The 22,305-nt window shown below is 69.6% G+C and carries 22 protein-coding genes; 10 read left to right on the plus strand and 12 right to left on the minus strand.

Going from position 1 to position 22,305, the window contains the following annotated elements; genetic code table 11:
• Positions 1 to 99: 99 nt before the first annotated feature.
• Positions 100 to 1,485, plus strand: a complete 1,386-nt coding sequence (locus E0493_RS03020; RefSeq protein WP_160935434.1) for a GntP family permease — start codon at positions 100 to 102, stop codon at positions 1,483 to 1,485.
• Between the two features lie 106 nt (positions 1,486 to 1,591).
• Positions 1,592 to 2,686, plus strand: a complete 1,095-nt coding sequence (locus E0493_RS03025) for a sulfite oxidase (RefSeq protein ID WP_160935435.1) — start codon at positions 1,592 to 1,594, stop codon at positions 2,684 to 2,686.
• Positions 2,687 to 2,701: 15 nt separating this feature from the next.
• On the opposite strand, the gene E0493_RS03030 is transcribed toward E0493_RS03025, so the two are convergent.
• The 3 genes from E0493_RS03030 to E0493_RS03040 all read right to left on the minus strand — a co-directional run bounded on the left by E0493_RS03030 (position 2,702) and on the right by E0493_RS03040 (position 5,889).
• On the minus strand, positions 2,702 to 3,718 hold the full coding sequence (locus tag E0493_RS03030) for a LacI family DNA-binding transcriptional regulator (protein WP_160935436.1): 1,017 nt from the start codon (positions 3,716 to 3,718) through the stop codon (positions 2,702 to 2,704).
• 1 nt (position 3,719) lies between these two features.
• A complete protein-coding gene (hisD, locus tag E0493_RS03035; RefSeq protein ID WP_160935437.1) occupies positions 3,720 to 5,006 on the minus strand; it encodes a histidinol dehydrogenase in 1,287 nt (428 codons plus the stop codon).
• Positions 5,007 to 5,112: 106 nt separating this feature from the next.
• On the minus strand, positions 5,113 to 5,889 hold the full coding sequence (locus E0493_RS03040; RefSeq protein ID WP_160935438.1) for an SDR family NAD(P)-dependent oxidoreductase: 777 nt from the start codon (positions 5,887 to 5,889) through the stop codon (positions 5,113 to 5,115).
• 171 nt (positions 5,890 to 6,060) lie between these two features.
• On the opposite strand from E0493_RS03040, the gene E0493_RS03045 reads away from it, so the two are divergent.
• The 3 genes from E0493_RS03045 to ctrA all read left to right on the plus strand — a co-directional run bounded on the left by E0493_RS03045 (position 6,061) and on the right by ctrA (position 9,674).
• Positions 6,061 to 7,488 (plus strand): cytochrome ubiquinol oxidase subunit I, encoded by a 1,428-nt coding sequence (locus E0493_RS03045; protein WP_160935439.1) that lies wholly within the window; start codon positions 6,061 to 6,063, stop codon positions 7,486 to 7,488.
• A 12-nt stretch (positions 7,489 to 7,500) separates the two neighbouring features.
• Positions 7,501 to 8,565: a cytochrome d ubiquinol oxidase subunit II gene (cydB, locus tag E0493_RS03050; protein ID WP_160935440.1), complete on the plus strand. Its 1,065-nt coding sequence runs from the start codon at positions 7,501 to 7,503 to the stop codon at positions 8,563 to 8,565.
• Positions 8,566 to 8,927: 362 nt separating this feature from the next.
• Positions 8,928 to 9,674, plus strand: coding sequence for a response regulator transcription factor CtrA (gene ctrA, locus E0493_RS03055; protein ID WP_160935441.1), 747 nt, complete (start codon positions 8,928 to 8,930; stop codon positions 9,672 to 9,674).
• 48 nt (positions 9,675 to 9,722) lie between these two features.
• On the opposite strand, the gene E0493_RS03060 is transcribed toward ctrA, so the two are convergent.
• The 6 genes from E0493_RS03060 to E0493_RS03085 all read right to left on the minus strand — a co-directional run bounded on the left by E0493_RS03060 (position 9,723) and on the right by E0493_RS03085 (position 15,967).
• The gene (locus tag E0493_RS03060) at positions 9,723 to 10,538 is read right to left on the minus strand and encodes a CheR family methyltransferase (RefSeq protein ID WP_160935442.1); all 816 of its coding nucleotides are present in this window, start codon (positions 10,536 to 10,538) and stop codon (positions 9,723 to 9,725) included.
• Positions 10,535 to 11,698: a chemotaxis-specific protein-glutamate methyltransferase CheB gene (gene cheB / locus E0493_RS03065; protein ID WP_456316338.1), complete on the minus strand. Its 1,164-nt coding sequence runs from the start codon at positions 11,696 to 11,698 to the stop codon at positions 10,535 to 10,537. The genes E0493_RS03060 and cheB overlap by 4 nt, the downstream gene beginning before the upstream one ends.
• Positions 11,695 to 12,084: a response regulator gene (locus E0493_RS03070; protein ID WP_160935443.1), complete on the minus strand. Its 390-nt coding sequence runs from the start codon at positions 12,082 to 12,084 to the stop codon at positions 11,695 to 11,697. The genes cheB and E0493_RS03070 overlap by 4 nt, the downstream gene beginning before the upstream one ends.
• A 13-nt stretch (positions 12,085 to 12,097) precedes the next feature.
• A complete protein-coding gene (locus tag E0493_RS03075; RefSeq protein WP_456316339.1) occupies positions 12,098 to 12,589 on the minus strand; it encodes a chemotaxis protein CheW in 492 nt (163 codons plus the stop codon).
• A 9-nt stretch (positions 12,590 to 12,598) separates the two neighbouring features.
• On the minus strand, positions 12,599 to 15,277 hold the full coding sequence (locus tag E0493_RS03080; protein ID WP_160935444.1) for a hybrid sensor histidine kinase/response regulator: 2,679 nt from the start codon (positions 15,275 to 15,277) through the stop codon (positions 12,599 to 12,601).
• A gap of 93 nt (positions 15,278 to 15,370) precedes the next feature.
• Positions 15,371 to 15,967, minus strand: a complete 597-nt coding sequence (locus E0493_RS03085; protein ID WP_160935445.1) for a histidine phosphotransferase family protein — start codon at positions 15,965 to 15,967, stop codon at positions 15,371 to 15,373.
• A 122-nt stretch (positions 15,968 to 16,089) separates the two neighbouring features.
• On the opposite strand from E0493_RS03085, the gene E0493_RS03090 reads away from it, so the two are divergent.
• The 4 genes from E0493_RS03090 (at position 16,090) to E0493_RS03105 (ending at position 18,530) form a co-directional block, all read left to right on the plus strand.
• The gene (locus E0493_RS03090; RefSeq protein ID WP_160935446.1) at positions 16,090 to 16,266 is read left to right on the plus strand and encodes a DUF3553 domain-containing protein; all 177 of its coding nucleotides are present in this window, start codon (positions 16,090 to 16,092) and stop codon (positions 16,264 to 16,266) included.
• Positions 16,263 to 17,027: a sulfite exporter TauE/SafE family protein gene (locus E0493_RS03095; RefSeq protein WP_235913553.1), complete on the plus strand. Its 765-nt coding sequence runs from the start codon at positions 16,263 to 16,265 to the stop codon at positions 17,025 to 17,027. Before E0493_RS03090 ends, E0493_RS03095 begins: the two co-directional genes overlap by 4 nt.
• Positions 17,028 to 17,110: 83 nt before the next feature.
• Positions 17,111 to 18,118 carry a GTP 3',8-cyclase MoaA gene (gene moaA / locus E0493_RS03100; RefSeq protein WP_160935447.1) on the plus strand — a complete coding sequence of 336 codons (1,008 nt, stop codon included), beginning with the start codon at positions 17,111 to 17,113 and terminating at the stop codon, positions 18,116 to 18,118.
• A gap of 4 nt (positions 18,119 to 18,122) precedes the next feature.
• Positions 18,123 to 18,530 (plus strand): hypothetical protein, encoded by a 408-nt coding sequence (locus tag E0493_RS03105; RefSeq protein WP_160935448.1) that lies wholly within the window; start codon positions 18,123 to 18,125, stop codon positions 18,528 to 18,530.
• 96 nt (positions 18,531 to 18,626) lie between these two features.
• On the opposite strand, the gene E0493_RS03110 is transcribed toward E0493_RS03105, so the two are convergent.
• The 3 genes from E0493_RS03110 to E0493_RS03120 all read right to left on the minus strand — a co-directional run bounded on the left by E0493_RS03110 (position 18,627) and on the right by E0493_RS03120 (position 20,751).
• Positions 18,627 to 19,265, minus strand: a complete 639-nt coding sequence (locus E0493_RS03110) for a hypothetical protein (protein ID WP_160935449.1) — start codon at positions 19,263 to 19,265, stop codon at positions 18,627 to 18,629.
• On the minus strand, positions 19,262 to 19,891 hold the full coding sequence (locus E0493_RS03115; RefSeq protein WP_160935450.1) for a YjbE family putative metal transport protein: 630 nt from the start codon (positions 19,889 to 19,891) through the stop codon (positions 19,262 to 19,264). The genes E0493_RS03110 and E0493_RS03115 overlap by 4 nt, the downstream gene beginning before the upstream one ends.
• Before the next feature lie 209 nt (positions 19,892 to 20,100).
• Positions 20,101 to 20,751 carry a TerC family protein gene (locus tag E0493_RS03120; protein WP_160935451.1) on the minus strand — a complete coding sequence of 217 codons (651 nt, stop codon included), beginning with the start codon at positions 20,749 to 20,751 and terminating at the stop codon, positions 20,101 to 20,103.
• 189 nt (positions 20,752 to 20,940) lie between these two features.
• Between E0493_RS03120 and purB the strand changes: the two genes are divergently transcribed.
• Complete coding sequence (gene purB, locus E0493_RS03125; RefSeq protein ID WP_160935452.1) at positions 20,941 to 22,278, plus strand: adenylosuccinate lyase; 1,338 nt, start codon at positions 20,941 to 20,943, stop codon at positions 22,276 to 22,278.
• Positions 22,279 to 22,305: the final 27 nt, after the last annotated feature.

Below are 22,305 nucleotides of genomic sequence, written 5' to 3' on the forward strand. Positions count from 1 at the left end.
CCTTCCCTCCCCTTCTCGCGCCCTTCACCCGCGCCGGAGCCCCTCCGGAGCGCAAAGGGCGCGTTGCATCCCGGTTCATTCCCCTCCAAGGAGAATCCCTTGCTCGGCACGATCGCCATCGTCCTCTCGCTCGCGGGGCTGATGTTCTTCGCCTACCGCGGCTGGAACGTCCTCGTCCTGGCCCCCATCATGGCCGCCTTCGCCGTGCTGCTGGCGCAGGGCGGGCCGCTGCTCGCCACCTACACGCAGATCTTCATGAGCAGCCTCGGCAAGTACGTCGTGCTGTTCTTCCCGATCTTCATGCTCGGCGCGATCTTCGGGAAGCTGATGGCGGACAGCGGCTCCTCGACCACGATCGCGCACACCATCGTGCAGCGGCTCGGCGCCCGCCACGCCATCGCGGCGGTGACGCTGGCCTGCGGCGTGCTGACCTATGGCGGCGTCTCGCTCTTCGTGGTGGCCTTCGCCATCTATCCGATCGCCGCCGCGCTGTTCCGCGAGGCCGGCGTGCCGAAGCGGCTGATCCCCGGCGCCATCGCGCTCGGCTCCTTCACCTTCACCATGACGGCCTTCCCCGGCACGCCGGCGATCCAGAACGCCATCCCGACGCGCTTCTTCGGCACCACCACCTTCGCCGCGCCGGGCCTCGGCATCATCGCCGGCTGCATCATGCTGTTCGGCGGCCTGGCCTGGCTGCAGGCCCGCGCCCGCCGCGCCCAGGCGGCCGGCGAAAACTATGGCGCGCACGAGGAGAACCTGCCGGAGTTCGAGGATGGCGCCCGCCCCGGCTTCGCCCTGGCGCTGCTGCCCATCGCCACGGTGATCGGGCTGAACGCGCTGTTCTCGCTCTGGATCTTTCCCGGGGTGGACCTCGGCTACCTGTCCCAGCCGCTCTACGGCAACGTCGCCCCCACCGCCGTGATCGGCACCTGGGCGCTGATCGTCGCGCTGGTCGGCGCCATCCTGGCCGTGCTGCTGCTGCAGCGCCAGTACCTCAAGAGCCCGCAGAAGACGCTGAACGAAGGCACGATGGGCGCCCTGCTGCCGATCTTCAACACGGCGAGCGAGGTGGGCTACGGCGCCGTCATCGCCTCGCTGGCCGCCTTCGCGGTGGTGCGGGACGCGGTGGTCTCCATCGCGCCGGGCACGCCCACCATCTCGCTGGCCATCGCAGTGAACGCACTGGCCGGCATCACCGGCTCCGCCTCGGGCGGCCTTTCCATCGCGCTGGACACGCTGGGCAGCACCTACATGGCGCGTGCGACGGAGCTGGGCATCGACCCGGAGCTGCTGCACCGCATCGCCACCCTCTCCTCGGGCGGCTTCGACTCCCTGCCCCACAACGGCGCGGTGATCTCGCTGCTGACCATCACCGGCCTCACCCACAAGACATCCTACGGCGACATCTTCGTCGTGAACCTGTTGATCCCGGTGCTGGCGCTGGTGGCCGTGATCGCGCTGGGCAGCGCCTTCGGCAGCTTCTGATCCGCCCCTGGCGGCGCGGCAGGAACCGCCAGCGAGACTGCCGCGTTGATCCATCGCCGGGCCCGGTGCAGCCTGCCGGACCCGGTGTTCAACGAGGAGATGGATCATGTCCGCGCCGCCGCCGCCGATGTCCGGGCTGATCGTGCGCTCGGAACAGCCCTTCAACGCCGAGCCGCCGCTGCCGCATCTGCGCGCCGCCTTCGTCACCCCGCAGGCCACCTTCTACGTGCGCAGCCATGGAGAGGTGCCCCGGCTCGACGAGGCGCATCATCGCCTGCGCGTGGGCGGCCGCGTCGCGCAGCCCCTCGACCTCTCGATGGCCGAGCTGCGGCAGCGTTTCCCGCATCGGACGGTGCCCGCCGTGCTGCAATGCGCCGGCAACCGCCGCTCCGACCTGCACCGGGTGCGGCCGGTTTCCGGCGATCTTTGGGCGCCCGGCGCGATCGGCCATGCCGAGTGGACCGGCGTGCCGCTCGCCGAGGTGCTGCGCGCCGCCGGCGCGGCGCCGGACGAGGCACTGCACGTCGCCTTCAGCGCCAGCGACATGGTCGACATGCCGGGTGAGGAAAGCTTCCGCTTCGGCATCTCCATTCCCATGGGCAAGGCGATGTCCGGCGAGGTCCTGCTTGCCTTCGCCATCAACGGTGAGGCCCTGACACCCGAGCACGGCTTCCCGCTCCGCGTCGTGGTGCCCGGCTTCGCCGGCATCCGCAGCGCCAAGTGGGTCACCGGCATCACCGTGCAGGACGAGCCGGCCGATACCCCGATGCAGCGCAAGAACTACAAGCTGTTGCCGCCCGACATCGCCGCGCCGCCATTCGACTGGGAAAGGGGCTTCACGATCAACGAGATGCCGCTGACCTCCGCGATCTGCGAGCCGGAAGAACAGGCCACCCTGCCAGCCGGCCCGACGCTGCTGCGCGGCTATGCCACAGCCAGCGGGCGTGGCGTGACGCGGGTGGATGTTTCGGCGGATGGCGGGCGGCGCTGGCAACAGGCCGAACTGGAGCGGCGACCCGGCGCGCCGTGGAGCTGGACCTTCTGGCAAACGCGGCTGGAGCTTTCCCCCGGGGAGCACGAGCTGGTGGTGCGGGCCTGGGACTCCGCCGGCCAGACGCAGCCCGCCTCACCGGAGGAGGTGTGGAACGCCAAGGGCTACCTCTGCGCCTCCTGGCACCGCGTCCGCGTGCGCGCGGACTGAGCGCGACGGCGTCGGTCAGGCGGAGCCGCGCCTCACCAGCTCCGCCGGCAGGCGCTCGCCGGTCGGCGGCCCGGCGGTGCCACCCAGCCGGGCCTGCAGGAGTTCCACGGTGCGTGCAACCATGGCCGGAACGGGCTGCCGCAGGGTGGTGAGGCGATAGGCGGGCCAGGCCCCCATGGGAATGTCGTCGAAGCCGATCACCGCCACATCCTCCGGAACGCGCAGGCCGGCGTCATGCCGCAGGGCATCCAGCCCGCCGAGCGCGAGGATGTCGTTGGCGAAGAAGATGCCGTCCGCCCGTCCGGCCAGCGACCGGGCGGCGCGGTGGCCGGATTCGTAGGAGAAGTCGCCCGCCTCCACCCGGAGGGGCGGCGGCAGCCCCCGTTCCGCGAGCATCGCACGGAAGCCCCGCTCGCGGTCCTGGCTCGTCGAGGTATCGGCGCGGCCCGCCACGAAGGCCAGTTGCTTCCGGCCCTGCGCCAGCAGCGCCTCGGCCGCCGCGCGGCCTCCGGCCAGGTTGTCGCAGGCGATGCTGTCGAGCGGCGTCGGGCCGGCGGCGGTGCGGTTGAACAGCACGGCGGCGCGACCGTCCCCCAGCCATTCCGCCGCCCCGGCGGAGGTGAGGCTGGCCGAGGTGATGACCACCGCATCCACGTGATATTGCCGCAGCAAAGGCAGGCAGGAATCCGCGGGCTGCCCCGGCGGCACGGTGAAGAGCAGCGATTGCAGTCCCGCCGCCTGCAGCGCCGCGGTGAGACGTTCCAGCACGGCGGGGTAGAAGGGATTGGTCAGTTCCGCCATGACGATGGCGACGATGCTGCTGCGCCGGCGCGACAACGCGGCGGCGATGACGTTGGGCCGGTAGCCGAGTTCCTCGGCCGCCCTGAGCACCCGCGCCCGCATCTCCGGCGCGATCGAGGCGCCCGGGCTGAAGGCCCGGGACACCATGGACTGCGAAACGCCCAGTCGCCGCGCCAGCGCACGCGCCGTGACCACCGCCGGCGGTCCGGCCAGGCGCGACGGCGTGTCCATCTTAGGCTGCGTTCTTGCCGCCGTAGCGGCGCACGCGGATATCCGCCTGCTCCTTGTGGCCGGCGAAGTTCTCGATGGCGCAGAGGCGCGAGCAGTACTCGCCGACCATGGCGCTGGCCTCCGGCTTCACCTCCTGCCAGGTGCAGGTCTTGATGAACTTGCCGACCCAGAGGCCGCCGGTGTAGCGCGCGGCCTTCTTGGTCGGCAGGGTGTGGTTGGTGCCGATCACCTTGTCGCCATAGGCCACGTTGGTCTCGGGGCCAAGGAACAGCGCGCCGTAGTTGCGCATGTTGTCGCGGAACCAGCGCGGGTTCCGCGTCATCACCTGCACATGCTCGGAGGCGAGGTCGTCCGCCACCTGCAGCATTTCCTCGTCGGTGTCGCAGAGGATCACCTGCCCGTGGTCGCGCCAGGAGACGGAGGCGATATCCGCGGTCGGCAGCACACCGAGCTGGCGCTGGATCTCCGCCTCGATGCCCTCGGCGATCTTCTTCGAGGTGGTCAGCAGCACGGCGGGCGAGGTCGGGCCGTGCTCGGCCTGGCCGAGCAGGTCGGTGGCGCAGATCTCGGCGTCCACCGTGTCGTCGGCGATCACCAGCGTCTCGGTCGGGCCGGCGAAGAGGTCGATGCCGACGCGTCCGTAGAGCTGGCGCTTGGCCTCGGCGACGAAGGCGTTGCCCGGACCGACCAGCATGTCCACCGGCTGGACGGTCTCGGTGCCGAGCGCCATGGCCGCGACGGCCTGGATGCCGCCCAGCAGGTAAATCTCGTCGGCGCCGGCCATCGCCATGGCCGCGACGGTGGCAGCCGGCGCCTGCCCGTTCAGCGGCGGGGTGCAGGCGATGACTCGCGGCACGCCGGCCACCTTGGCGGTCAGCACGCTCATATGGGCGGAGGCCACCATCGGGTAGCGGCCACCGGGGATGTAGCAGCCGACGCTCTCCACGGGGATGTTCTTGTGGCCGAGCGTCACGCCCGGCAGCGTCTCGACTTCCAGGTCCCTCAGGCAGGCCTTCTGCGCCTCGGCGAAGCGGCGGATCTGCGCCTGGGCGAACTTGATGTCCTCGATCACCTGCGCCGGCAGGCTGTCGATCAGCGCCTGGACCTGCTCTTTGGAGAGGCGGAAGCTCTCGGGCGACCACTTGTCGAACCGCTCGGACAGCTCGCGCACCGCGACGTCCCCGCGTGCCTCCACATCGGCCAGAATGCCTTCAACGGTCTGGCGGACCTTGCGGTCGTACTCGGCGGTCTCGGCCGCCTCGGCGCCCTTCTTGAGATAGCGGATCATGCCGTTCCCTTCCCTTTGGCTGGCGTGCGTGGGAACAGTGTGGAACGGTCTTGCATACGGATGCAAGAGCCTTTGCATCCGTATGCAATCACGCTTCCCGTGAGGCCTATTCGGCCGTCCAGCCGCCATCGAGCAACATGGCGCTGCCCGTCATGAGGGCCGAGGCGTCGGAGGCGAGGAATACGACCGCGCCCATGAGATCCTCCACCTGCCCGACGCGCCCGACCTTGATCTTCGACAGAACCCAGTCGCGGAACGCCGGCTCCTCGAAGAACGGCCGGGTCAGCGGCGTTTCGATGAAAGTGGGGCAGATGGTGTTCACGCGGATGCCCAAGGGCCCGAGCTCGATGGCCATGGCCTTGGTCATGCCTTCCAGCGCGTGCTTCGTGGCGCAGTAGACGCTGCGCCGCGGGCCGCCGACATGCCCCATCTGGGAGGACATCTGGATGATGGAGCCCGGCCTGCCCACCGCCGCCAGCCGCTTCGCCACCGCCTGGGCCATGAAGAAGGCGGCTCGCAGGTTCAGGGCGACGACGGCGTCGAAATCCTCCGGCGTCACCTCCAGGAAGGGGGCAGGGCGGTTGCTGCCCGCGTTGTTCACGAGGATGTCAAACGGCTCGCGGGCCGTCAGGGTGGCCTCGACGGCGGTGGTGTCGGCCACGTCGAGCGGAAGTGCCTCGGCCGAGCCACCGGCGGCGCGGATGGCTCCGGCAGCGGCCTCGATTTCGCTGGCGCTGCGGGCCACGAGGGCGACATGCGCGCCCGCCTCCGCCAGCGCGGCCGCGGCGGCCAGGCCGATGCCCCGCCCCGCTCCCGTGACCAGCGCGCGCCGGCCCTCCAGGCGCAGCGAGGGTGTACGGGGCAGGGTCATGGCGTCCGACATGGCGTCCTCCGGTGCGGCGCCCGGCACCGGGGCGCGAATTGTGACTGCCGCTTTCCTATCCGCCTGCCCTTCCGGTGTGCAAACTTCACCTTAGATGCGGCATGGCGGCATGGCTGCGGCCCGGCGGCTCCGGCCTCGCTTCCAAATGACGCCCTGTGACGGAGTGTTGTGATGGACGGGGGATTCCTGCCGAGTGCGCTGGACCTGGCGCGGTTCCAGTTCGCCTTTACCGTCTCGTTCCACTTCCTGTTTCCCGCCTTCACCATCGGGCTCGCCAGTTTCCTGATGGTGCTGGAAGGGCTTTGGCTGGCGACCGGGCGGTCGGTCTATCTCGACCTGTTCCGGTACTGGCTGAAGGTTTTCGCCATCGCCTTCGCCATGGGCGTGGTCTCGGGCGTCGTCATGTCCTACCAGTTCGGCACGAACTGGTCCGCCTTCTCGGACCGCATCGGCAACGTGATCGGCCCGGTGATGGGCTACGAAGTGCTGACCGCCTTCTTTCTGGAGGCCGGCTTCCTTGGCATCATGCTGTTCGGCCTGGAGCGCTTCGGCAAAAGGCTGCACTTCACCGCGACCTGCCTGGTCGCCCTCGGCACGCTGATCTCGGCCTTCTGGATCCTCTCGGCCAATTCGTGGATGCATACGCCACAGGGCTACAGCATCGCGCCCGATGGCCGCTTCATGCCCGAGGACTGGTGGGCGATCATCTTCAATCCCTCCTTTCCCTTCCGCTTCGTGCATACCGTCACCGCGGCCTACCTGACCACCGCCTTCATTGTCGGCGGCGTGGGCGCCTTCCACCTCCTGCGCGACAGCCGCAACGCGGGCGCCCGCAGGAGTTTCTCCATGGCCATGTGGATGGCGGCGATTGTGGCGCCCATCCAGATCCTCATCGGCGACATGCACGGGCTGAACACGCTTGAGCACCAGCCGCAGAAGGTGGCGGCCATGGAGGGGCACTGGGAACGCCAGCGCGGCGCGCCGCTGATCCTGCTCGGCCAGCCCGACATGGCGGCGGAGGAAACCCATGTGCTGCTGGAGGTGCCCAAGCTCTCCGCGCTGATCCTGACGCACGAGCTGAACGGCGAGACGCCGGGCCTGAAGGACTTTCCGCCCGATGAGCGGCCGACGGACGTGCCGCTGGTGTTCTGGGCCTTCCGGGTGATGGTGGGGCTGGGCACCCTGATGGCCACGCTGGGGCTGGTTTCCCTGTTCCTCCGCTGGCGCGGGCGGCTCTACGACACCCGGCTCTTTCTGCGCGCCGCGGTGGCCATGGGACCCGCCGGCCTCCTCGCCGTCATCGCCGGCTGGGTAACCACCGAGGCGGGGCGGCAGCCCTTCACCGTCTATGGGCTGCTCCGCACCCCGGAAAGCGTCTCGCCGCTGGCCTCCCCGGCGGTCGCCGCCTCCTTGCTCGGCTTCGTTCTGGTCTACTGCGTCGTCTTCGGCGCCGGCATCTGGTACCTGTTCCGCCTGTTTGGCCAGCCGCCGCACGAGGCCGAGCCCGGCCCTGATGAGAATCAGCCCATCCGCACCAGCGGCATCACCCCGGCGCCGGCCATGCGGCACGCCGCCGGCGGTCACCATGCAGGCCCCTGAGGAGACGCGGCCATGGAAGAGCACCTTCCCCTGATCTGGGCGATCCTGATCGCCACCGCCGTCTTCCTTTACGTCTGCATGGACGGCTTCGACCTCGGACTGGGCATTCTCTTCCCCTGGTTCACCCACAAGGACGAGCGGGACGTCATGGTGAACTCCGTGGCGCCGGTCTGGGACGGCAACGAGACCTGGCTGGTGCTCGGCGGCGCCGGGCTGCTGGCGGTGTTCCCGCTGGCCTACGCCACCATCTTTCCGGCGCTCTACATGCCGCTGATGCTGATGCTGCTGGCGCTGATCTTCCGCGGCGTGTCCTTCGAGATGCGCTTCAAGGCGCATAGCGAGCGCGCCCAGACCTGGTGGGACCGCGCCTTCTCCTGGGGCAGCTACGTGGCGGGATTTTGCCAGGGCATCGCGCTTGGTGCGCTGGTGCAAGGCATCAGGGTGGAGAACCGCGCCTATGCCGGCGGCTGGTGGGACTGGCTGAGCCCCTTCTCGCTGCTGACAGGTCTCGCGCTGCTGGTCGGCTATGGCCTGCTCGGCGCCTGCTGGCTGATCTGGAAGAGCGAAGGGGCACTTGCCGCGAAGGCGCGCCACATGGCACGGCGACTGGGCGTGGCCACGCTGGGCTTCATCGCCCTGATCAGCCTGATCATGCCCTTCCTGCAGCCCGCTTTTTTCCAGCGATGGTTCACACTGCCTTGGATGGTGCTGGCCTCGCCGGTGCCGATCCTGGTGGCGGTCCTGGCTTGGCGCTTTTTCCGCGCGATCGACGCCACGGAGGTCCGCGAGGCCGAGGCGCCGCGCGACCCCACCGGCCGTGGCTTCCGCTGGCGGGACGGCGCTCCCTTCCTTTACGTGCTGGGCTGGTTCTTCCTGTCCTATACCGGGCTCGGCATCAGCCTCTGGCCGAACATCGTGCCACCGGGCATCAGCATCTGGGAGGCTGCCGCATCGCCGGCTTCCCAGGCCTTCCTGCTGGTTGGGGCAGCCGTGCTGATCCCGACCATCCTGGCCTACACCGGCTATACCTACTGGTTGTTCCGGGGAAAGGTGCGGGTCGGCGAAGGCTACCATTGAGACCCGCAAAGCCGCAGCCGCCCGGTCTGCCGGCGTGAACGCGCCGTTTTGCGCGCCGGCGGGAAAGCCTGAACCACAGGGCCGGACCAGCGGAAATGCGCGCGTCGTGACACACAACCTTTGCGCGCAGGGTGGCACGCGCGCGCAACACCGCAAGCGGCAATGAATGTTCATATTTTGATACTTGCACAAAAATATAGATCATCTTGCCTGGCCTTTGCCTCGTTTGCCGAGGGCGTCCGGAGCAAGAAAGGTTTTCTGAACTTTGTATCTGTTTTTGATACGTCTCAAAGGTGAAAAACCTCTTCCTGACTCGCGCAAAAGTGGTAAAGATGCACGCATAGATTGTGGGGATGCGAAGGATGCGTGTTCTTCTGGTTGAAGATGATCTCACCACCGCCCGCGGGATCGCGATGATGCTGCGCGCAGCATCCATGATCACCGACACGGCCAGCACCGGCGAAGAAGCCCTCGAACTGGCCGCGCTTTACGACTACGACATCGTGGTGCTGGACATCATGCTGCCGGACATGGAGGGCTATGAGGTGGTCCGCCGGCTGCGCAGCAATCGCGTCGAGACGCCGGTGCTGATCCTCTCCGGCCTTTCCCGGCCGCAGGCGAAGGTGAAGGCCTTCGGCATGGGCGCCGACGACTTCATCACCAAGCCCTTCGACCAGCAGGAGCTGATGGCCCGCGTGCAGGCCATCATCCGCCGCGCCAAGGGCTTCAGCCAGCCGACGCTCGCCGTCGGGCCGCTGACGCTGAACCTCGGTTCGCGCGAGGTCCGGGTGGGCGACCGCCCGGTGCACCTGACCGGCAAGGAATACGCCATTCTGGAGCTGCTGGTCCTTCGCAAGGGCCTGGTGCTCACCAAGGAGGTGTTCCTGAACCATCTCTATGGCGGCATCGACGAGCCGGAAGCGAAGATCATCGATGTCTTCATCTGCAAGCTGCGCAAGAAGCTGGCTCAGGCCGGCGCAGGCGAGCTGATCGGCACCGTCTGGGGCCGCGGCTACGTGCTGCGTGACCCGGCCGCCCTCAGCAGCCGCTTCCCGATGCCGGAAGGCAATGTTGCGCCGGCCCTCAGCCGGGCGCAGGTGCTGGCCTGAACTGGCAGGCGGGGTGCCGCCCATGGCCGGCGCCCCGCCTCTTCCGCCTCAGCTCGCCGCCGCGCGCTGGATGGCCGGGGCATAGACCCCACGCTCGCCCGGCACCGCCGTCAGGCGATCGGTCAGCCCGAGAACGGTTTCGGCACCGCCAAGATACAGCACGCCGTCCGGTGCGAGCTGCGCCGCCAGCGCGTTGAGCACCTTGCCCTTGGTCGGCGGATCGAAGTAGATCAGCACGTTGCGGCAGAAGATCACGTCGAAGCGTCCGAGGGCGCGGTGCTCTCCGAGCAGGTTGCGCTCCTCGAAGCGCACCATGTTCCGCAGGTCCTGCGCGACGCGCCACTTCCCGCTTTCCTGCCGGAAGTGCTTGACCAGGTACTGCACGGGCAGGCCGCGCTGCACCTCAAACTGCGTGAAGAGCCCCTCGCGGGCGCGCGCCACCACCTCCCGCGACAGGTCGGTGCCGATGATCTCCGCCTGCCGGATCGCGAGATCGGTCAGGATCATCGCGACCGAATAGGCTTCCTGGCCGGTCGAGCAGGCCGCGGACCAGATGCGCGGGCGATGGCCGGCGGGCCGCATGGCCATCAGCTTCGGCAACAGGCGGCGAAGATGGTCGAACGGCTTGCCATCCCGGAAGAAGCTGCTTTCGTTGGTGGTCAGCGCCTCGGTGACGGCCCGGGCCAGCGGCTCGGCCCGGACGTCACGCAGCCGCAGCGCCAGCGCGTCGAGGCTGGCGATGCCCTCCTGCTTGAGGATCGGCGCCAGCCGCGTATCCAGCATGTATTCCTTGTCGGGCGTCAGCACGATTCCCGAGCGCGCCCGCACCAGCGCCGCGATCGAGGCAAAACTTTCCGCGTTCATGCCAGCCCTCCGGCGACGGTCAGCCCCGCCGCTCCGAATTGCGCCAAAACCCTCTCGGCCAGTTGCTCCGGCGGCAGCAACGCCTCCGCCAGGCCGGCCTTCGCCACGGCGCCCGGCATGCCCCAGACAACGCTTGAAGCCTCATCCTGCGCCAGCACCATCCCGCCACCGGCGGCCACCGCCTTGCAGCCGAGCATGCCGTCCTGCCCCATCCCGGTGAGGATGACCGCCAGAACCCGCCCCTCGCAGGCTGCCGCAGCGCTGCGCAGCATCGGGTCCACGGCCGGGCGGCAGAAGTTCTCGGGCGGATCGCTGTTCAGCCGCGCGACCAGTCCGCCCGCGCCACTCTCCACCAGCAGGTGCCGGTCGCCCGGCGCGACGTAGATCCGCCCGGCCCGCAGCGTCTCGCCATCCTTCGCCTCGGCCGCCGCCGGCCCGTTGAGGCGCGCCAAATGGTCCGCCAGCATGGCGGTGAAGCCCGCCGGCATATGCTGCACGACGACGATCGGCACCGGCACGGGCGTTGTCAGCCGCCGCACAAACGCCGCCAGCGCCTGCGGCCCGCCCGTCGAGGAGCCGATGGCCAGCAATCTCGGCTGACGCCGCAGGCCATAGGTCGCCCGTGCCGGCGCGGCCGGCTGCGCCGCGGCCGGCCGCGCCGGTGCAGGGCGAAGCGGCGCCCGGGGGCTGGCAGGCCGCTCCGCGTTGCCGCCCCGCATGCGCGCCCATCCCTTCACCTTCGCCAGCAGATCCGCGCGGAAGGTGGGGTCGTTCATGCCTCCCGTCGCGGCGGAGGGCTTGGGAACATAGTCGGCCGCGCCGGCCCGCATGGCCGCCATGGTCGCCTCGGCCCCGCGTTGCGTCAGCGCGCTGGCGACAATGACGGCGAGGCCCGGCTGCGCCTTGAGCAACAGCGGAAGCGCCGTCATTCCGTCCATCACCGGCATCTCGAGGTCGAGCAGCACGACGTGCGGGCGCGTTTCGGGCGACATCGCGCGCAGCGCTTCGAGCGCCTGCCGCCCATCGCCCGCCCGCGCCACGACCTGCACCGAGGGGTCGGTCTCCAGGAGGCGCGCGAAGACGGACCGCACGGTGCTGCTGTCGTCGCACAGCATCACCCGCACCTTTGGCGCGGCGGCCTGGGAAGGTTGCGTTATCACGGCTCCGCTTCTTCCAGCAGGCCCAGCTGCACCAGCTTGCCGGTGATGATCTCGTCATCGAACGGCTTCATGATGTATTCCTGCGCACCTGCGCTGAGCGCGGTGACGATGCGCTCCAGCTCGCTTTCCGTCGTGCAAAGCATGATGATCGGCTTGTCGGGGCCGAACTCGGCGCGTGCCGCCTGGAGAAATTCAAGCCCGGTCATCACCGGCATGTTCCAGTCCAGCAGCACCAGCCGCGGCAGGGCCTCACGGCAGGCCTCCAGCGCCTGCAGCCCATCCTCCGCCTCCCGCACCGAGAAGCCGCGGCGCTCCAGGATGCGCCGCGCCGCCTTGCGGACAATGCGGCTGTCATCCACCACCAGGCAGGTCATCTCACTTTCCATCACACCCTCTCCCTCAGCCGATCGCCAGGATGCGGTCCACGTCCAGCACGATCAGCAGCCGGTCGTCCTGCCGGTGCACGGCACGCGAGACTTCCCGCCACACCGGATCGAGCGTCGGCGGATTGCCGGCGAAGCCGCTGGCGCGCAGCGGCAGCACTTCGCCCACGCTGTCCGAGAGCAGGCTGTAGAGTTCGCCCCCCTGCTCCACCACCACGCTCATCGGCACCGGCGCGCCGGCCGCCCGCGGCGGCAGGCCGAGGCGGCGACGCAGGTCGATCGCGGTGACGATCCGGCCGCGCAGGTTCAGGCTGCCCGCCACCTCGCGCGGCGCCAGCGGCACGCGCGTGATGGCCTGCGCGGTCAGGATGTCCCGCACGGCCAGCACGGGCACGCCGCAGAGCTGGCCGGCCACGGTGAGCGTCAGGAACATCTCCGCCGCACTGTCGGTCATCACGGCCGCGCTGCTCCGGGCCTTGGCGGCTGCCCGCATCTCGGTTTCCATCATTCTTGCTCCTCAGGCGATGCCGGGCGCGGCAAGGCACTCGCGCAGCGAGGCGAGCAGCGCTTCACGGTCCGATTTTCCGACGTAAGTGGTGAATCCCGCCTCTCTGGCGAGCCGCATCCGCTCGCCATCCACACGGCCGCTCAGCGCCACCAGCGGCAGCTCCTGCCATGGCCCGCTTTCGCGCACCGCGCGCGCGAGGCCGAGGCCGTCGAGGTCCGGCATCTCGATGTCGGAAACGATGATGTCGAACACTGTGCCCTGCTCGCGCAGTTGCAGCGCCTGGGCGCCGCTGTCCACGGCGGTGACCTCGTAGCCGGCCGCCGTCAGGCCGGGCACCAGGAGGTGGCGGAAGAAGGCGCTGTCCTCCACCAGCAGCAGCCGCCGGGGGGCCACCGCCGCACCGGTCTGGCGGAACCAGTCGTCGCCGGCCTGATGCAGCCACCAGGCGCAGTCGATGATGTCCGTCACCTTGCCGCAGATGACCGCGCTGCCGAGGAAGCCCGGCTGCTCGGAAGCACCCTCGATGTTCATGTGCTCCTCGACCACGTCGAGGATGGCGTCCACCATCAGCCCCATCGCGCGGTCGCGGTCGTTGAACACCAGCACGGCCTGGCGCCGGCCCGGCTCCGGCGGTACCCAGCCGCCGGACATCGAGACCAGCGGCATCAGCTTGCCGCGGTACTGCACCAGCGTCTTGCCGCCGGAATGCTCGATGCTCTCCACCGGCAGGTCTTCCAGCCGCGCGACCAGGCCAAGCGGCACGGCCTTGGGTGTGTCGTCGCCGGCGCGGAACAGCAGCAGCGCGGTGCGCTCGGAGGAGCGCGTGCCGCGCAGCCCGGCGGCGGCCTGCGCGAGCTCCTCGGCAGGCCCGTCGGCGCCGACGCCGGTGGCGCGGGCGATCCCGTTCGGGTCGAGGATCATGATGACGCTGCCGTCGCCCAGGATGGTGTTGCCGCTGAACATCGTCACATGGCGCAGGATCGGCGCCACCGGCTTCACCACGATCTCCTCGGTGTCGAACACCTTGTCCACGATGATGCCGAAGACGTTGGCGCCCACCTGGGTGACGACGACGAAGCCCTCGTCCTTCTCCGGCTCGGCCGCGCTGCCTTCGAGCTGCAACAGCCGGGAAAGGGAGACCAGCGGCAGCAGCCGCTCGCGCAGGCGCATCACCGGCGTGTCATGGATGCGCTCGATCTGCGCGCCCTCGGCGTTGCCGCTCGCGCGCACCAGCTCCACCACGCCGATCTGCGGGATGGCGAAGCGCTCGCCGCCCGCCTCGACGATCAGCGCCGAGACGATCGCCAGCGTCAGCGGGATCTTGATGAAGAAGGTGGTTCCCTTCCCCTCCACCGAGCGCAGCTCGATGGTGCCGCCGATCTTCTCCACATTGGTCTTCACCACGTCCATGCCGACTCCGCGGCCGGAAACGGAGGTGATGGCGGCAGCGGTGGAGAAGCCGGCGCGGAAGATGAAGTGCTGGATCTCGCGTTCGCTCATCCCGGCCAGCTCGGCCTCGGTGGTAAGCCCCTGCGACAGCACCTTCGCCTTGATCTTCTCCACCGAGAGGCCGCGCCCGTCGTCGCCGATCTCGATGATGATGTGGCCGCCCTCGTGATAGGCGTTCAGCATGACGCGGCCGATCTCGGGCTTGCCGGCGGCGCGACGCTGCTCGGGCGTCTCCAGCCCGTGGTCGCCGCTGTTGCGCACCATGTGCGTCAGCGGGTCCTTGATCAGTTCAAGCACCTGCCGGTCCAGCTCGGTCTCGGCGCCCTTCATCACCAGCTCGATCTTCTTGCCGAGCTCATTGGCGAGGTCTCGCACGATCCGCGGCAGCTTCTGCCAGGCGTTGCCGATCGGCTGCATGCGGGTCTTCATCACTCCCTCCTGCAACTCGGAGGTGATGTGCGAGAGGCGCTGCAACGGCACCGTCAGCGCCGAATCGCTGCGGGCGCGGACGAGCTGGAGGAGCTGGTTGCGGGTCAGCACCAGTTCGCTGACCAGCGTCATCAGGTCTTCCAGCACGTCCACGGAGACGCGGATCGTCTGCGGCGGCGCGGCCGCGGCACCGCCCTGCCCGGCGGCGGGCGCGGCGGGCGCCGGGGCGGCCGCCTCGGGTTCGGCCTCCGCCTTCGCGGCGGGCGCCGGCACGGGCGCGGGCACGGGCGCGGGCACGGGCACGGGCGCGACATGCGTCTCGAACAGGGCTTCCGCGGCCGCAAGGTCCGGCTCAGCCGTCGCCGGCTCCGGCACCATCGGCGCCGGCTCGGCCAGCGCAGCACGCGGGGCGGTGGAAGGGGCCACCGGCACCTCGCCGCGCCAGGCGGCATCCAGCGCGGCGATCAGCGGGGCGTCATCGCCGACCGGTTCGCTTCCGGTGGACTCCAGCCCGGCGACGATGCTCTTCAGGCAATCGAGCGCCGACAGGATCAGCGTGATGCCTTCCGGCGTCACCTTCAGCGATCCCTCGCGATACTTGCCCAGCACGTTCTCGGCCGCGTGCGCCACCTTTTCCAGGCGGGACAGGCCCAGGAACCCGCAGGTGCCCTTGATCGTGTGGACGTTGCGGAAGATTTCCGAAAGCGTCTGGCGGTCGTCCGGCGCCTTTTCGAGCTTCAGCAGCGCACCATCCAGCGCTGCCAGCCCCTCATTGGTTTCGGTCAGAAAGTCGGCGAGAAGGTCGTCCATCGCGGTCCCCGGCGGGCTGGATTTGCCTCACCCTGTGCGGCCGACCGCGAACAATTTGTAAAAGCTTGTGCCGGATTCGTCCCTGCCGGTGCCTCAGCCCCGCACCGGCGGCGAAAGCCGCAGCCCCGCGGGCAGTCCGGGCGCCGCAGGCGCCACGCTCCAGCCCGCCTCGCCGGCCAGCCGCAGCAGCAGGGCCGCCATGGCCTCGCGCGGGCCCCCACCGGTCCCGCCTTCCAGCGCGGTGGCCAGGCCGGCGGGCCAGGCGACAATCCTTCCCTCCGCCGAGAGCACCAGCGCCTCTCCGCTCCGCTCCAGCCGGACCACCCCCCCGCGCGGCAGGGCTTCGCCCGTCAGCGTGATGGCGAGCAGCACCATCTGCGCCAGTGTCGGCGGAAAGACTTCCTCCGCTGCCAGCCCGACAAGCTCCAGGCGCGCCCGGCCGCCCGCCACGAGTCCCTCGCTCAGCGCCAGAACTTCGGACCCGGCGATCGGGCCGGTGCCACCACCGCAGGCGACGCGCCAGAACTTCAATCGGCGCCGGATCTCCGCCGCCGCATCCCTTGCCAGTTCCGCCGCCTCCGGGTCGTCGGCGAGCATGTCGAGCGCGCCCGCGACCGTGCCCAGCGGGCCTACGAGGTCATGACAGAGCCGGGCACAAAGATCCTGCGCGAGGCTGGCGTCGGTTTCCATGCGGCTCTCCCGTTGCTGCCCGGGCGGCATAGCGCGGGGCAGCTTGATATTATGCTAATTTTCACCTTTCCGTGAACACCTTTGCCTCTGGCGTAGCGCCGCGGGCGGCCTCAGTTTGCGCCATGCTCACACCGCTCGAACCCGGCATGCATGTCCGCCACCCCGACCGCCCGGACTGGGGCACCGGCCAGGTCCAGTCGGTGATCGGCAACCGTGTCACCGTCAACTTCGAACATGCCGGCAAGCTGCTGATCAACGCCGCGCAGGTGGCGCTCGACATCGTGGATGACCCGCGTTGAGCACCTTGCTGCAGGCCTGGCAGGGCAGCCTCGCCCTGCTGGGAGGCTGGGAGCTGCCGGTTGCCGTGCTCTCCACCATCCTGGCCGGACTGCTGCGCGGCTATGCGGGCTTCGGCACCGCCATCCTGCTGGCGCCGGTCTATTCCACGCTGTGGGGCCCCCGCACGGGGGTGCCGGTGCTCCTGCTGATGGAGCTGTTCGTCTCGGCCTACCTGATCCCGCGCGCGATCGGCCAGGCCAACCGCCGCGTCATTCTCTCGATCGGCGGCGCCGCGGCGCTCGCCACCCCGGTCGGCGCCTACGTGCTGTTCTTCGCCGACGGTTCGGTGCTCCGTCGTGCCATCGGCGTCTGCGTGGTGGTCATGGGGCTGCTGATGATGTCGGGCTGGCGCTACCATGGCGGCCGGCCGCTGGGGCTGAACCTGCTGGTCGGCCTGCTCTCGGGCCTGCTGAAGGGCGCCACCGGCATGTCCGGCCCGCCGGTCATCCTCTATCTGCTGTCCGGCCCCGAGGCGGCGGCGCAGCACCGCGCCAACCTGATCCTTTATTTCGGCCTGATCGGCATCGTGGCCGTCATTCCTCCGGTCTGGGGCGGGCTGGTCGGCCCGCCGGTACTGATGATGACGGGCCTGATGCTGCCGCTGCTGCTGCTCAGCGTGCCGGTGGGCGCGCGGATGTTCCATGTGGTGCCCGTGCGCTGGTACAAGCGGCTGGCGCTGATGGCGCTGATGGCCGCCGGAGGTTTTGCGCTGCTTGGCTGAGGCAAGGGGCTTGCGCCGGCAGGGTGGCGCGGCCCAAATGGTGCGGTGATCCTGTTTCACATCCTGCCGCGGGAGTTGACCGCATGATCGATCCGTTCGGCCGACGGATCAGCTATCTTCGTGTCTCCGTCACCGACCGGTGCGATCTCCGCTGCGTCTACTGCATGGCGGAGGACATGACGTTCCTGCCGAAGGCGCAGATCCTGACGCTGGAAGAGCTGGACCGCCTCTGCGGCGCCTTCATCGGCCTTGGCGTGGAGCGCATCCGCCTCACCGGCGGCGAGCCATTGGTGCGGCGCGACGTGATGCGCCTGGTGCGCAGCCTGGGCGAGCGCATCGGTGCCCAGGGGAAACAGGGGGGCGGCCTCAGGGAGCTGACCCTCACCACCAACGGCACCCAGCTCACCAAGCATGCCGAGGGGCTTTATGCCGCCGGCGTCAGGCGCATCAACGTCTCGCTCGACTCGCTCGACCCCGGACGCTTCAAGGCGCTGACCCGTTGGGGCGACATCGAGAAGACGCTGGACGGCATCTTCGCCGCCAAGGCCGCCGGCCTGGCGGTCAAGATCAACGCCGTGGCCATGAAGGGCGTCAACGAGGACGAGTACGACCGGCTGATCGCTTGGTGCGGCGAGCACGGCTTCGACCTGACGCTGATCGAGACCATGCCGCTCGGCGAGATCAGCGAGGACCGCACCGACCAGTACCTTCCCCTCTCCCTGGTGCGCCGCCGCCTGCGCGAGACCTGGACGCTGGAGGAAACCGACTACGCCACCGGCGGCCCCGCCCGCTACATGGTGGTGAAGGAGACCGGCCGGCGCCTCGGCTTCATCACGCCGATGACGCACAATTTCTGCGAGAGCTGCAATCGCGTGCGCCTGACCTGTACCGGCACGCTCTACATGTGCCTGGGCCAGGAAGACGCCGCCGACCTGCGCGCCGTGCTGCGCGACCCCTCGGTGGACGAGGAGGGGCTCCGCGCGGCCATCGAGGCCGCCATCGCCCGCAAGCCCAAGGGCCATGACTTCGTCATCGACCGCCGCCACAACCGGCCGGCGGTCGGGCGCCACATGAGCGTGACGGGCGGCTGAGGCGATGGAAGGGTTGCGTGGCCTCGTCACCTCGCTGGCCATTCCGGGCATGCCGGAGTGGACCGGCCTGCTGCTCCTTCTGCTCGGCCTGCTCTGCGCCGCCGCCTTCCTGCTGATGCCCTTCAGCGTTTTCGGCGTGAAGGCCCGGCTGGAGGCGCTGGAAGTGCAGCTCGACGAGATCCAGGGTGAACTGCGCGCGCTGGCCTTGCGCCTGGAGGACCCTGCCATGGCGCGGCGGCCGATCGCCGCCACCGAGGCCTGGGCGGAACCGCCCGCGCTGGCCCAGCGGCCCTTGCCTGAGCGGGAGCCGCCCCGCGTCACGCCTCCGGTGCCGCCGCCCCCCGCCTGGCCGACCGGGACCAGCCGGCCGTCCCGCGCCGAGCCGAAGCTGGACTGGCCGCGGCAGCGCTGAGCGCGACCGCATCGCAGCCCGGACGTTCCGGAGACGTGGAGGAAAACGGGGGAAGCCTCCCCCGTGCATGGGTGCCGCTCAGGGGGAGGGTGCCGCTCAGGGTTGCGGCACGGAGCCTTCCGGCACGCCGCGCACGGCCTGCGCAACAGCCCGCGTGAAGCCGTCGGCATCCAGGCCCAGCAGGTCCTTCTGCCGGGTCGGAACCGCGACGAACACCTTGAGGAACCGCCCGGCGGCCACGCCGACGCAAACCTGCTGCCACATCGCGGTGCGGCCATAGGTGCCCTGCAGCTCGGCGCATTGCAGCGGCCCGCCGCCCGCCATCGCCATGGCATGGCGGCCGCTTTCCGCCAGATACCGCCCCGGCGCGGGGGCCAGCGCCTCCTGCACGCCCTCGTCGAGCTTGGCGGTCACCACGGAGTCCGGCGTCGAGGCCGGCAGCGGCGGCAGGCCCTGGTCATAGACCATTACCGAAGCGATGGCGGCGCGCGCCGCCACGCCGGGATGGGCGGGGGTGGCATAGTCCACCGCCCTGCCCTGCCCGGGCTGGCTCGCCTCCATGTCGGTGGTCATGCCGCGGCTGAAGCCCACAACATAGTCCGGCAGCCGCGCCAGCGTCCCATCCAGGTTCGGCCGGGCGGCGGCGTCCGCATCACTCCCGGGCGGCTGGGCGGCGCAGGCGGCAAGCAGGCCGCCCAGCGCCAGCAGGGCCGGCCAGCGGGCGGCAGCCTTCAATGCGCCGCCCCCGGCAGGCCCAGGCCCAGACCAAGTGCCGCATTCGCCATCACCACGCCCTCCCACAGCAGCTCCAGACCGATATAGACAATCAGCGCCACGCCGACATAGGCAATGATCTTGAAGCGATCCAGTAGCTTGGCGAGCAGTCCGCCCAGCAGGCCCATCATCACGATCGAGATGGCGAGGCCGACGATCAGCAGCGGCAGGTTGGCGCGCGCCACCGCGGCGACCGCCAGCACGTTGTCCAGGCTCATCGAGACGTCGGCGAGGATGATCTGCCAGAGCGCCTGCGCAAGCGACTTCTCCTGGCCCCCCGCGTGATCCTGATCTGCTTCCTCGCCGCCGTGCCGCAGTTCGCGATAGAAGGTCCAGGCGATGTAGAGCAGCGCAAGGCCGCCCACGAGGTCGATCCACCAGAGCGCCAGCAGGTAGGTGGCGAAGATCGAGAAGACGATGCGCAGCACCGCCGCTGCGGCAACGCCGAAGAGTACCGCCCGGCCGCGCTGATGCGGCGGCAGCCCCGCGGCCGCCAGGCCGATGACCACCGCATTGTCGCCCGAGAGGATGATGTTCAGCCACATGATCTCGGCCAGGGCCGGCAACATGCTGGTCAGCGTTTCCATGTAACCCGTTTTCTCCAGACCGGCCGGGACCGCCAGACCGGTCCCGAAGCCGGCGGCACGCTAGTGGACGGCACGGGCCGGGTGAAGCGGCGGACAGGTGCGGCGTCGCCGCCCTCGCAAGATGGGATGACAGGAAATTCACGCGAATCGGGCCGCCCCCTTCCGGAAGGCGGCCCGGGGCCGCATTTCCCGCCCTGGAAAAGCGGTGCTCAGCCGCCGCTGGAGGTTCCGTTGATGTAGGGCAGCACTTCCCCGCTGCCGGTCCAGATCATGTCCACCGCCACGTAGAGGATCACCAGCAGGCCGATCCAGGCGATCCAGCGGTACCGCTCCAGCAACCGGGCGATGAAGGTGGCGGCCACGCCCATCAGCACCACCGAGATGCCCAGTCCGACCACCAGCACCCAAAGATGCTCCTTCGCCGCGCCGGCCACCGCCAGCACATTGTCGAGGCTCATCGAGACGTCCGCGACCAGGATCTGGATGATGGCGCCGCGCAGCGTCTTGCGCTCGCCGGTGCCGCGGGCACCCTCCAGGGCCTGCGCCTCGGCGTCCTGCACCGCTGACACGTCGCTGTGCCGCAGCTCGCGGTACATCTTGTAGCAGACCCAGAGCAGCAGGATGCCGCCCGCCAGCGTCAGGCCGACGATGGCCAGCAGCTGGGTGGTGATGGCGGCGAAGCCGATGCGCATCAGCGTGGCGGCGGCGATGCCCCAGAAGATCGCCTTGCGCCGCTGCTCGGGCGCCAGGCCAGCCGCGGCCATGCCGACCACGATCGCGTTGTCGCCCGCCAGCACCAGGTCGATCAGCAGGACCTGACCAAGTGCGATCAGTTCCGGCATGAGGGCAGCCAAATCCATGAACCTGTTTCCCGTTCCCGTTCGGTACAAGGGCGCTTAAGGCCAGCGCCAACATTGCACAACAGTCATGTTGGTTGACGAGCCCGTTTGCCTTCTCCAGATGGTTGACGCGGCGGGGGAAGATGGTCATTCCCCGCCCTTTCCGGGCCGTCCGCGTGCCGGCCTCTCGCCTCACGCAGGAAAACGCACATGGTTCCGCGCTACAGCCGCCCCGAAATGGCCGCCATCTGGTCGCCCGAGGCCCGCTATCGCATCTGGTTCGAGATCGAGGCGCTGGCCGCCGAGGCGATGGGGCAGCTCGGCACTATTCCCGCCGAGGATGCGGCCATCATCCGGCAGAAGGGCGAGCCGCGTGCCGCCGGCATCTCGGCGGCGGACCTGGAGCGGATCGACGCCATCGAGCGCGAGACGCGGCACGACGTCATCGCCTTTCTGACCTGGATGGCCGAGGGCATCGGCGACAGCGCCCGATTCATGCACCAGGGGCTGACCAGCTCCGACGTGCTGGACACCTGCCTTTCCGTGCAGATGGCCCGTGCCGCGGACCTGCTGCTTGAGGACATGGACAGGCTGCTCGCGGTGCTGCAGCGCCGCGCCGAGGAGCACAAGTACACGCCGACCATCGGCCGCAGCCACGGCATCCACGCCGAGCCGACCACCTTCGGGCTGAAGCTGGCCGGTCATTACGCCGAATTCACCCGGAATCGCGCGCGCCTGGTCGCCGCACGTGAAGAAATCGCAACCTGCGCGATCTCGGGCGCGGTCGGCACCTTCGCCGCCGTGGATCCGCGCGTGGAGGCCTTCGTCGCCGAGAAGCTCGGCCTGAAGGTCGAGCCGGTGTCGACGCAGGTGATCCCGCGCGACCGCCACGCGGCCTTCTTCTGCGCCCTCGCCGTGGTCGCCTCGGGCATCGAGCGGCTGGCCACCGAGGTGCGGCACCTGCAGCGCAGCGAGGTGCGCGAGGCGGAGGAGTATTTCCACCCCGGCCAGAAGGGGTCCTCGGCCATGCCGCACAAGCGCAACCCCGTGCTGTCCGAGAACCTCACCGGCATCGCCCGCCTGGTGCGCGGCTATGCCGTGCCGGCGCTGGAAAACGTGGCGCTGTGGCACGAGCGGGATATCAGCCACTCCTCGGTGGAGCGGGTGATCGGCCCTGACGCCACCATCGCGCTGGACTTCGCCCTTTCCCGCCTCACCGGCATGATGGACAAGCTGACCATCTATCCGGCCCGCATGGAGGCCAACCTGGAGAGCCTGGGCGGGGTGGTGCACAGCCAGAAGGTGCTGCTGGCGCTCACCCAGGCCGGGCTCTCGCGCGAGGGCGCCTACCGCGCCGTGCAGCGCGCCGCCATGGCCACCTGGAGCAACCTGGGCAGCCCGGACGGCAAGTCCTTCCGCGACAACCTGCTGGCCGACGAGGAAGTGGCCGGCCAGCTCGACGCCGCCGCGCTGGACAGCGCGATCGACCCGCAGCGCGACTTCCGCCATGTGGACACCATTTTCGCCCGCGTCTTCGGAAAGGGCTGAGAGGCACACGCTTTCGTGACGGGCGGC

Origin of the sequence: Teichococcus coralli (assembly GCF_009829925.1) — a bacterium.
Taxonomy (GTDB): domain Bacteria; phylum Pseudomonadota; class Alphaproteobacteria; order Acetobacterales; family Acetobacteraceae; genus Pseudoroseomonas; species Pseudoroseomonas coralli.